The organism is Mesorhizobium sp. M7A.F.Ca.CA.001.10.2.1 (genome assembly GCF_003998575.1).
Classification (GTDB): Bacteria; Pseudomonadota; Alphaproteobacteria; order Rhizobiales; family Rhizobiaceae; genus Mesorhizobium.
Genome location: NZ_RZQY01001088.1, coordinates 1 through 1,153 on the forward strand (window position 1 = coordinate 1; position 1,153 = coordinate 1,153).

Genomic DNA, 1,153 nt, shown 5'->3' on the forward strand with positions numbered 1-1,153 from the left:
CCGTGCTGGTGTGCTGCGCGCTCGGCTTCCAGCGCAGCGCCGGCGTCGTCGCCGAATGGCTGGTGGCGACCGGCAGGGCCAAGACGCCGGCGCTTGCCCGCGAAATGCTCGCGGCCCTCGGCCGGCCGGTTCATCTCGCAGAAGCCACGGATCCGGCGGCGTCATGACCGGCAATGCCTATCAGGACCGCACCGACCGCTTCGCCGGCATGCTGATGCGGCAGGCAGCGTGGCCTGCCGCAATCGTGGTGGCGGCAAATATCCTTGCGCCGCTGGCTGCCTCGACGCGCGGCGGCTTCGAGACTTTGCCGGCGGCCGTTGCGCTGTCGATCACAGCCGCGAGCGCTGTCGCCGTTCTGGCGCTGTCGGCATTGCTGGCATTCGACGCCCTGTTGTTCCGGGTCATGGCTGGCCATGATGACGAAGCTTCCGGCGGTGCCGCGGTGGACGACATGCTGGCGCGCATGCGCCTGAAAACGGCCCCGCCCGCGACACGCTCGCTCGATGACCGCATTGCTGGCACGCGTCGCCTACTGTTCAAGCAGCGCGCCGCCCTGGCTCTGTTCGCCGCAGCACTTCTGGCGTCAGGGTTTTGGGCGCCGCGATGAACAGGCTTTCGCTCAAGACCTTCACCTTGCTGCAGACGGTAACCTCCGTCGGCCTCTCGGCGCTGGCCCGGATGGTGACGGGCGTGCGTCCGATCTGGAACGGCAGCCTGCCCTCCGACCGCCAGCGCATCTATTTCGCCAACCACACCAGCCATGGCGACTTTATCCTGCTGTCGGCCTGTCTCAGCGAAAGCGAGCGCGCGATCACCCATGCTGTTGCCGCAGGCGAATATTGGGGGAAGTCGCGGCTGCGCCGCTTCATCGCGCAGGACATGCTGTCGTCGGTGCTCATCAACCGGCAGTGGACGAGACCTGAGGAAAACCCGATCGAGATCATGCTGTCGGTTCTCGACCAGGGCCACTCGCTGATCCTGTTTCCCGAAGGCACACGCAACATGACCGAAGAGCCGCTGCTGGCCTTCCGCTCCGGGCTCTACAATCTGTCGACGGCGCGGCCTCAGGTCGAGCTGATCCCGTGCTGGATCGAGAACATGTCGCGCGTGCTGCCCAAGGGCCAGTTCCTGCCGGTGCCGCTGCTGTGCCGCG

The 1,153-nt window shown here is 66.8% G+C and carries 2 protein-coding genes; both read left to right on the plus strand.

Annotated features, from left to right (window positions below):
• Positions 1 to 163 precede the first annotated feature (163 nt).
• Positions 164 to 607, plus strand: a complete 444-nt coding sequence (locus tag EN964_RS35290) for a hypothetical protein (protein WP_127267051.1) — start codon at positions 164 to 166, stop codon at positions 605 to 607.
• On the plus strand, positions 604 to 1,153 hold a 550-nt coding region (locus tag EN964_RS35295; RefSeq protein WP_164776446.1), incomplete at its 3' end, for a lysophospholipid acyltransferase family protein. The genes EN964_RS35290 and EN964_RS35295, both read left to right, overlap by 4 nt.

What these genes read in the sequence shown, in the direction of transcription:
- EN964_RS35290 (WP_127267051.1), top strand. Translation starts at nt 164, where the DNA reads ATGACCGGCAATGCCTATCAGGACCGCACCGACCGCTTCGCCGGCATG.